The 9,071-nt window shown below is 70.7% G+C and carries 3 protein-coding genes, 1 tRNA gene and 1 rRNA gene; 1 reads left to right on the top strand and 4 read right to left on the bottom strand.

Annotated features, from left to right (window positions below):
* Nucleotides 1–4,999 (bottom strand): HAMP domain-containing protein (locus tag IH45_RS0141555; RefSeq protein ID WP_234440885.1); only part of this gene is annotated, 4,999 nt, incomplete at its 3' end.
* 258 nt (nucleotides 5,000–5,257) lie between these two features.
* Here IH45_RS0141555 and IH45_RS0141550 point away from each other — a divergent pair.
* Nucleotides 5,258–7,930, top strand: coding sequence for a SpoIIE family protein phosphatase (locus tag IH45_RS0141550; RefSeq protein ID WP_032919459.1), 2,673 nt, complete (start codon nucleotides 5,258–5,260; stop codon nucleotides 7,928–7,930).
* Between the two features lie 74 nt (nucleotides 7,931–8,004).
* On the opposite strand, the gene IH45_RS0141545 is transcribed toward IH45_RS0141550, so the two are convergent.
* The 3 genes from IH45_RS0141545 to rrf all read right to left on the bottom strand — a co-directional run.
* Nucleotides 8,005–8,080, bottom strand: a tRNA-Thr gene (locus tag IH45_RS0141545).
* A gap of 98 nt (nucleotides 8,081–8,178) precedes the next feature.
* The gene (locus IH45_RS0141540) at nucleotides 8,179–8,865 is read right to left on the bottom strand and encodes a DegT/DnrJ/EryC1/StrS family aminotransferase (RefSeq protein WP_030681914.1); all 687 of its coding nucleotides are present in this window, start codon (nucleotides 8,863–8,865) and stop codon (nucleotides 8,179–8,181) included.
* A gap of 115 nt (nucleotides 8,866–8,980) precedes the next feature.
* A 5S ribosomal RNA gene (rrf, locus tag IH45_RS1000000145730) occupies nucleotides 8,981–9,071 on the bottom strand; the annotation flags it as partial.

Here is a 9,071-nt window from a genome sequence, read left to right as displayed (position 1 = left end):
GCCCCTCACCGGCCGCCGGGCGCCGGCGCCGCTTGGGCCCCGGCCCGGTGCCCCGGGAGGGCGCCACGCCGGACTGCGCGGCCTCCTCGGCGGCCGCCCGGCCGAGCTCCGCGTCCCGCGCCTCGGCGTCCATCGCGAGACCGCCCGCGACCAGTTGCGGGTAGCCCTGCGGCGGCAGCCCGCCCGGGTTGTGCGGCAGGTAGAGCGTGAAGGTGGAGCCGCGGCCCGGCTCGCTGGCGGCGTGGATCTCGCCGCCGAGCAGCCGCGCGATCTCCCGGCTGATGGACAGGCCGAGGCCGGTGCCGCCGTACTTGCGGCTGGTCGTGCCGTCCGCCTGCTTGAACGCCTCGAAGATCACCCGCATCTTGCTGGAGGCGATGCCGATGCCGGTGTCCGTCACGGAGAACGCGATCATGCCGGCGTCCGCCTCGCGCAGCGCCCCGTGCTCCAGCAGGTGTTCGCGGATGTCCGTCGGGACGTCGTCGCCGGCCGGCCGGATGACCAGCTCCACGGCGCCGCTGTCGGTGAACTTCACCGCGTTGGCCAGCAGGTTGCGCAGCACCTGGAGCAGCCGCTGCTCGTCGGTGTGCAGCGTGGCGGGCAGCTCCGGGGAGACCCGTACGGAGAAGTCCAGTCCCTTCTCCGCGGTGAGCGGCCGGAACGTGGCTTCCACGTAGTCGACGAGCTGGACCAGCGCGATGCGCGTCGGGCTGACGTCCATCTTGCCGGCCTCGACCTTGGACAGGTCCAGGATGTCGTTGATCAGCTGGAGCAGGTCGGAGCCGGCGCCGTGGATGGTCTCGGAGAATTCCACCTGCTTCGGGGAGAGGTTCCCCTCGGCGTTGTCGGCGAGCAACTTGGCGAGGATCAGCAGCGAGTTGAGCGGGGTGCGCAGCTCGTGCGACATGTTCGCCAGGAATTCCGACTTGTAGCGCATCGAGACGGCCAGCTGCTCGGCGCGCTCCTCCAGGACCTGCCGCGCCTCCTCGATCTCGGTGTTCTTCACCTCGATGTCGCGGTTCTGCGCGCGCAGTTGTTCGGCCTTCTCCTCCAGCTCGGAGTTGGACAGCTCCAGCGCCTTCTGGCGGCTCTCCAATTCGCCCGAGCGCTCCTTGAGTTGCTCGGTCAGCTCCTGCGACTGCTTGAGCAGCATCTCGGTCTTGGTGTTGACGGAGATGGTGTTGACGCTGGTCGCGATCATCTCCGCGATCTGGCTGAGGAAGTCCTTCTGGATATGGGTGAACGGCTGGAAGGAGGCCAGCTCGATCACGCCGAGTACCTTGTCCTCGAAGAGCACCGGCAGCACGATCACGTTGGCCGGCGGTGCCTCGCCGAGCCCGGAGGCGATCTTCAGATAGCCGGAGGGCACGTTCTCCACCAGGATCGTGCGCTTCTCCGCCGCCGCCGTGCCGATCAGGGTCTCCCCCGGCCGGAACGTCGTCGGCATGGTGCCCATCGAGTAACCGTACGAGCCCATCAGCCGCAGCTCGTAGGCGCCCGGCTCGCCGCCGTCCGCCCCGATCTCCCGGCCGTCGCCGGGCGACGCGGCGAGGAAGAACGCGCCGTGCTGGGCCGAGACCGCCGGGGACAGCTCGCTCATGATGAGCGTGGCCACGTCCTTGAGGTCGCGGCGCCCCTGCATCAGGCCGGAGATACGGGCCAGGTTGCCCTTGAGCCAGTCCTGCTCCTCGTTGGCGAGGGTGGTCTCGCGGAGCGTGGCGATCATCGTGTTGACGTTGTCCTGGAGCTCCAGGATCTCGCCGGCCGCGTCCACGTCGATACGGACGTTGTGGTCGCCGAGGGTCACCGCCGCGGCGACGGCGGCGATCGCCCGCACCTGGCGGGTCAGGTTGCCCGCCATCTCGTTCACCGACTCGGTCAGGTCCTTCCAGGTGCCGGCCACGCCGCGCACCTGCGCCTGGCCGCCGAGCTGACCGTCCGTACCCACTTCGCGGGCGACCCTGGTGACCTGCTCGGCGAAGGAGGAGAGCTGGTCGACCATCGTGTTGATGGTCGTCTTCAGGGCCAGGATCTCGCCCCGCGCGTCGATGTCGATCTTCTTGGTGAGGTCGCCCTTGGCGATGGCGGTGGTGACCATGGCGATGTTGCGCACCTGACCGGTCAGGTTGTTCGCCATCGAGTTCACGGACTCGGTGAGGTCCTTCCACGTACCGGCGACGCCGGGGACGCGGGCCTGGCCGCCCAGGATGCCGTCGGTGCCCACCTCGCGGGCCACCCGGGTGACCTCGTCGGCGAACGACGACAGGGTCGTGACCATCGTGTTGACCGTGTCGGCGAGCTGCGCGACCTCGCCGCGCGCCTCGACCGTGACCTTCTTGGTCAGGTCGCCGTTGGCGACCGCCGCCGAGACCTGGGAGATGTTGCGCACCTGGATGGTCAGGTTGTTGGCCATCAGGTTGACGTTGTCGCTGAGGTCCTTCCAGATGCCGGTGACGCCCGGCACCCGGGCCTGGCCGCCCAGCTGGCCTTCCGTACCGACCTCGCGGGCGACGCGGGTGACCTGCTCGGCGAACAGCGACAGCTGGTCGACCATCGTGTTCACGGTCGTGACCAGTTCGAGGATCTCGCCCTTGGCATCGACGGTGATCTTCTTCGACAGGTCGCCGCGCGCGACCGCGGTGGTCACCTCGCCGATGCTGCGCACCTGGGACGTGAGGTTGTTCGCCATGAAGTTGACGGACTGGGTGAGGTCCTTCCACGTACCGCTGACGCCCTGGACCTCGGCCTGGCCGCCGAGGATGCCCTCGGTGCCCACCTCGCGGGCCACCCGCGTGACCTGCTCGGCGAAGTTCGAGAGCTGGTCCACCATCGTGTTGAGGGTGTTCTTCAGCTCCAGGATCTCGCCCCGGGCGTCCACGTCGATCTTCTGCGACAGGTCGCCGCGCGCGACCGCCGTCGCGACCTGCGCGATGTTGCGGACCTGGGCGGTCAGGTTGCCGGCCATGCCGTTCACCGAGTCGGTCAGGTCGCGCCAGACGCCCGCGACGCCCGGCACCTGCGCCTGCCCGCCGAGCCTGCCGTCCGTACCCACCTCGCGGGCCACCCGGGTGACCTGCTCCGCGAACGCCGAGAGCTGGTCGACCATCGTGTTGATGGTGTTCTTCAGCTCCAGGATCTCGCCGCGCGCGTCCACGTCGATCTTCTGGGAGAGGTCGCCGCGCGCCACCGCCGTCGTCACCTGGGCGATCTGCCGCACCTGGGAGGTGAGGTTGCCCGCCATGAAGTTGACGGAGTCGGTCAGTTCCTTCCACGTACCGCTGACGCCGTCCACCCGGGCCTGACCGCCGAGCCGGCCCTCCGTGCCCACGTCCCGCGCCATCCGCGTGACCTGGTCGGCGAACGAGGACAGCTGGTCCACCATGGTGTTCACGGTGTTCTTCAGCTGGAGCATCTCGCCGGAGACGTCGACCGTGACCTTCTGCGACAGGTCGCCGTTGGCCACCGCCGTGGTCACCTGCGCGATGTTGCGCACCTGACCGGTCAGGTTGCGGAAGGCGGTGTTGACGGAGTCGGTCAGGTCCTTCCACGTACCGGCAGCACCCGGAACCGCCGCTTGACCGCCCAGCTCGCCCTCGACACCGATCTCCCGTGCGACGCGTGTCACCTCGGCGCCGAAGGACGACAGCTGGTCGACCATCGTGTTCACGGTGTTCTTCAGTTCGAGCATCTCGCCCGCGACGTCGACGGTGACCTTCTGCGACAGGTCACCGTTGGCGACCGCCGTCGTCACCTGCGCGATGTCGCGCACCTGGCCCGTCAGGTTGCGGAAGGCGTTGTTCACCGAGTCGGTGAGGTCCTTCCAGGTGCCCGCCGCGCCCGGCACCTGCGCCTGCCCGCCGAGCTGGCCCTCGGCGCCGACCTCGTTGGCGACCCGGGTGACCTCGTCCGCGAAGGTACGCAGCGTCTCGGTCATCGTGTTGATCGTGTCGGCGAGCTGCGCGACCTCGCCGCGCGCGCTGACCGTGACCTTCTGGGACAGGTCGCCGTTGGCCACCGCCGTGGTCACCTGGGCGATCCCGCGCACCTGCGCGGTGAGGTTGCCGGCCATCAGGTTGACGGAGTCGGTGAGGTCCTTCCAGACCCCCGCGACGCCCGGGACCTGCGCCTGGCCGCCCAGCTCGCCTTCCGTACCGACCTCGCGGGCGACGCGCGTCACCTCGGAGGCGAAGGACGAGAGCTGGTCCACCATCGTGTTGACGGTGTTCTTCAGCTCCAGCATCTCGCCGGCGACATGGACGGTCACCTTGCGTGAGAGGTCGCCCTTGGCGACGGCGGTGGTGACGAGAGCGATGTCACGCACCTGCGCGGTCAGCCGGGACGCCATCGTGTTGACCGACTCGGTCAGGTCCTTCCAGGACCCGGACATGCCGCGCACCCGCGCCTGCCCGCCGAGTTTGCCTTCCGTACCGACCTCGCTGGCGACCCGCGTGACCTCGTCGGTGAAGGCCGACAGCTGGTCCACCAGGCCGTTGACCGTCCGGCCCACCTTCAGGAATTCACCGCGCAGCGGATGCGCCGAACTGTCGTCCGAACCGCGCGAGCGCAGGTCCATCCGCTGTTCCAGATCGCCCTCGGACACCGCGGAGAGCACCCGGCCCACCTCGGACACCGGCCGTACGAGATCGTCGACCAGGGCGTTCGAGGCGTCGATGGCCGCGGCCCAGGAGCCCTCACAGGCCCCGGCCTCCAGACGTTCCGTGAGTTTTCCCTCACGGCCCACGACCCGGCGCACCCGCGCCAGCTCTCCCGTCAGGTGCAGATTGCGGTCCGCCACCTCGTTGAAAACTGCGGCGACCTCCGACATCACTCCGTCGCCGGAGACCGTCAGCCGCTTACGGAAATTCCCGTCGCGCATCGAGACGAGAGCAGCCAGCAGCCGGTTCAGCGCAGCCGTATCCACCTCAGTCGTCCCGTTGCTCCGGGAACGTCCGCCTTTCGCGCGCGTGCTCGTGCCCCGCGCCGCTGCGCCAGACTCCACCGTGTCCCTCCCGCAGGGTCGACCGTTCTACCCGGGCCTTCTCTTTGAGCTTGCCCAGTGTTTCACCATGGCCCAACCAGGCCATAACAGTTCGGCAGCATCGCATATCGTCCCGGGCACGATCGGGGCGGAAACACACGTGACCGGCATCCGCACGCGCGGCGAAGGTAAGTAACCTGGCATCCGGCTGTCCACCCGCCCTGGCCGTCCAGCACGGGCAGTGGGCGAGCACACCAGGCTTTTCGGAGGGGCGCCGCCATGGTGGGAGAGCAGATCACCGACACACGCATGAGGAGACCAGTGATCACCGCGCGGGCCGCTGCCACGTTCGAGCCGGTCGGCCGCTCGGTCGCCACCGCCCGCGCCTTTGTGCGGGACACCCTCCAGGGCTGGGGCTACGGCGACATCGTCGACGACGCCGTCGTCCTGACCAGCGAACTGGTCACCAACGCCGTCGTCCACGCGGGCACCGCCGCCGACGTACTGTGCCTGCGCGCGGACGACGGGGTGCGCATCGAGGTCGCGGACCGCTATCCGGAGCGGGAGATCCCGCTGCAGAACACCGGCCGCGCGTTCGCCCATCCGGACCGCGAGGGCGGCCGCGGGCTGCTGCTGTGCGGCGCGCTGGCCAGCCGCTGGGGCGTGGAGTACACCGCCTCGCAAAAGCACGTCTGGTTCCAGCTCGACCTGCCCGAGCGCCCCGCCGGCACCCGCACGGCGGGCCCCGCGCTGCCCGTGGACGCGCTGCCGGTCGCCGACAGCCGGGTCCGTGTCGCAGTCGTCCAGATCGACCGCGGCGGCTGCATCAGCTTCTGGAACGACGACGCGCGCGACCTCTTCGCGTACGACCCCGAGCAGGTCGTCGGCAAGCCGCTCACCGACTTCGCGGCCTGGCCGCACACCCCCGGCACCGGCACCGGCATCGCCGAGGCGCTGCTGCTGTCCCGGTGGGAGGGTTCGTACGGCATACGGGGCGCGGACGGCCGGGTCGTCCCGGTGTACGCCTCCCACCTGCGCGTCCGCGACGCCGACGGGGAGCCGTACACGGTCTGCCTCCTGGTGCGCGACCATGAGCGCGCCGTCCTGCAGAGCCCGCCGCGCACCCCCGCCTCCGACACGGCGCCCCAGCCGGCCGAGGGCCGCGGCCCCGCCGACCCGTTCGAGGTCTTCATCGGCTCACCGGCCCCGGACGACCTGGACGGTCTGCTCCAGCGCACGGTCGAGCGCGCCCGCGACATGCTCGACGGCGACGCCGCGTACCTCCTGCTGGCCACCGACGACGAGACCGAGCTGGAGGTACGCGCCTCCACCGGCCTGCCCTCGGCCCGCCAGCGCTTCGCCCGGGTCCCGGTCGAGGCGGGCTCCGGGCGGTACGGCTCCGCCCGGATGCCGGCCGTCCACGAGGACCTGACGGCGGTGCCGGGCGCCGTGCCCCTCCTCTCGGGTACGGGCATGCGCTCGGTCGTCACCGTTCCCCTGAAGGTCGAGGGCCGGCTGACCGGCTCCCTGGGCGTCGCCGCCGAGGCCCCCGGCCGCTACACGAACGAGGAGGCGCTGCGCCTCCAGTTCGCCGCCGACCGCATCGCGCTGGCCGTCGAGCGGGCCCGCCTGACCGAGCTGGAGCGCCTGCGCCGCGGCTCCCTCTCCTTCCTCGTCGAGGCGTCCGACCTGCTCGCCGGCACCCTCGACCGGGACCAGACGCTGGCCCTGATGGCCCAGATGACGGTCCCCACCCTCGCCACGTGGTGCGCCGTCTACACCGTCGCGGACCAGGCGTCCGAGCCGGAGCTGTCCTACGTACTGCACGAGGACGAGGACCGCATCGACGGCCTCAAGTCGCTCCTGATGAAGGTGGACGCGCCGGAGCCGGTGCCCACGCCCGGCGCCCGCCTGTGGAACGCGCCCACCGACGCCGCCCACGACGCGGCCCTGCGCACCTCGCTGCGCAGCCTGGGCCTCGGCGACTCGGCCCGCCCCTCCAAGGGCCCCGGCGCCAGCCTCGCCACCGCCTCCGCGGTCGGCGGCGAGACCGTCGTGCTTCCCCTGGTGGCGCGCAACCGCGTCATCGGCATGCTCACCCTCGGCAAGCCCAGCGAGGAGCACTTCCGCCAAGAGATCCTGGAACTCGCCGAGGACCTCTCCCGGCGGGCCGCCCTCGCCCTGGACAACGCGCGCCTGTATTCGGAGCGCACGGCCATCAGCCAGTCCCTCCAGCGCAGCCTGCTGCCCCCGGAGCTGCCCGAGGTGCCGGGCGTCGAGGTGGAGGTCATCTACCGCGCCGCCGGCGAGGGCAACGAGGTCGGCGGCGACTTCTACGACCTGTTCCCCATCCGGGACGGCGCGTACGGCTTCGCCATCGGCGACGTGTGCGGTACGGGCCCGGAGGCCGCGGCCGTCACCGGCCTGGCCCGGCACGCGCTGCGGCTGCTCGCCCGCGAGGGCTTCGGCGGCCCCGCCGTCCTGGAGCGGCTGAACGCCGCGATCCTCGACGAGGGTGCCCGCAGCCGCTTCCTGACCCTCCTGTACGGCGAGCTGTGGCCGCAGCGCGACGGCAGTGCCGTGCTGAAGGTCGTCTGCGCGGGCCATCCGCTGCCGCTGCGCCTGCGCCAGGACGGCACGGTCGAGCCGGCCGCCGAGCCGCAGCCGCTGCTCGGCGTCATGGACGATCTGGAGCTGTACGAGCAGACCATCACCCTCGACCCGGGCGATGTGCTGCTGTGCGTCACCGACGGCGTCACCGAGCGCCGCGAGGGCACCCGCATGCTGGGCGACGACGGTCTGACGGATGTGCTGACGACCTGTACGGGCCTGACCGCGGGCGCGGTGGCCGCCCGCATCCTGCGTGCCGTGGAGCGGTTCGCCGCCGAGCCCGCGTCCGACGACATGGCCATTCTCGCCATGCGGGTCCCCGAGGTCGCGCTCGAAGCGTGACCCGGGGGCCCGCCGGGCCGCCCCTTGCGCCTATACGAAAAAGGCCCCCGCCATCAGGCGGGGGCCTTTTCTTCTGGAGCCCCAATACGGAATCGAACCGTAGACCTTCTCCTTACCATGGAGACGCTCTGCCGACTGAGCTATTGGGGCGCGGCAACGGAATAAAGCATACCCGAACTCCTCCGATAACCCGAATCCCGTACCGCGGGCCCCGGAGAGCGGGGCCCGTTCCCCGGCAAAAGGGATTTTCAGAACGCAGGTTGCAGCAGTCCGCCGAGCGCGTTGCAGGCCCCGGCCAGCCGCTGCAGTTCCCGTCGCGAGAGTTCGGTGCGTACGGGCAGTGCCAGGGTCTCGTCCACAGCGCGCTCGGTCTGGGGCAGGTACACGTCGCGCCGCAGCAGCGGCAGCCGGTAGACGGGTGCCTGTACGGGCACGCGGCAGGCGACGCCGCGCGAGCGCAGCGCCCGCGCGAACGCGTCCCGGTCGGGGCGCCCGTTCCCCGGCACGCGCACCACGTACTGCTCGTACGTGTGCCCGGCGGCGACCGGTGGCGTCGCCACGCCGGTGAGCCGTCCGTCGAGGTACGCGGCGCGCTCCCGCCGTCGCCGCACCTGTTCCCGGTCCGCCTGCGCGGCGCCAGGCTCTTCCTCGGCGACGACCAGCAGCCCGTGCCGCTGCCCCGTCTCGCGGATCCAGCCCATGTCCGCCGGCCGCCCGAAGCGGTGTACGGCGACGACGGCCGCCGTGCGCGGGGTGACCGCGTCGGCCACCGCGGCCGGGTCGAGGCAGTAACTGTCCGCGTCGACGTCGGCGAAGACCGGCAGCGCGCCCAGCTCCACGACCGCCTCGGCGACCTCCGGGTTCCCGTACGCCGGCACCACCACCTCGTCGCCTTCGCGGACACCGGCCGATCTGAGCGTTCGCACTGTCCCCATGCCGCGGATCCTGACCACATGAAGTGAACATGAAGTAACACGATGGTCTGCACGGCGGAAACAAAAAAGCTCCGGTCCCTGAACCAGAAGGTTCAGGGACCGGAGCTGAAAAATTGTTCGGCGGCGTCCTACTCTCCCACAGGGTCCCCCCTGCAGTACCATCGGCGCTGAAAGGCTTAGCTTCCGGGTTCGAAATGTAACCGGGC

The sequence above is a fragment of the Streptomyces rimosus subsp. rimosus genome (assembly GCF_000720725.1).
Lineage (GTDB): Bacteria > Actinomycetota > Actinomycetes > Streptomycetales > Streptomycetaceae > Streptomyces > Streptomyces rimosus_A.
This window is presented reverse-complemented; position numbering and strand designations above follow the sequence as displayed.